Here is a 261-nt window from a genome sequence, read left to right as displayed (position 1 = left end):
CCGGACATGGAGGAGAAGACCGCGAACAGCGACAGGTCCAGGTCCCGGGTCAGCTCGTGCAGATGCCAAGCGGCATCCACCTTCGGCGCCAGCACCGGCCCGATCCGCTCCGCCGTCAACGACATGACCAACCCGTCATCCACCACCCCCGCGGTGTGCACCACACCCGTCAGCGGACGCTCCGCGGAGATCCCCGCCAGCACCCCCGCCAACGCCTCCCGGTCGCTCACGTCAGCCGCCACCACCGCCACCCGCGCACCC

At 71.3% G+C, this 261-nt stretch carries 1 protein-coding gene; it reads right to left on the bottom strand.

Going from position 1 to position 261, the window contains the following annotated elements; genetic code table 11:
- A partial coding sequence (locus tag WA788_RS35825; protein ID WP_335984728.1) for a KR domain-containing protein occupies positions 1–261 on the bottom strand: 261 nt, incomplete at both ends.

This window comes from Streptomyces sp. CA2R106, from assembly GCF_037034245.1.
Lineage (GTDB): Bacteria > Actinomycetota > Actinomycetes > Streptomycetales > Streptomycetaceae > Actinacidiphila.
The sequence above is the reverse complement of the archived record's forward strand: the minus strand, read 5'-3'. Positions and strand labels throughout refer to the sequence as shown.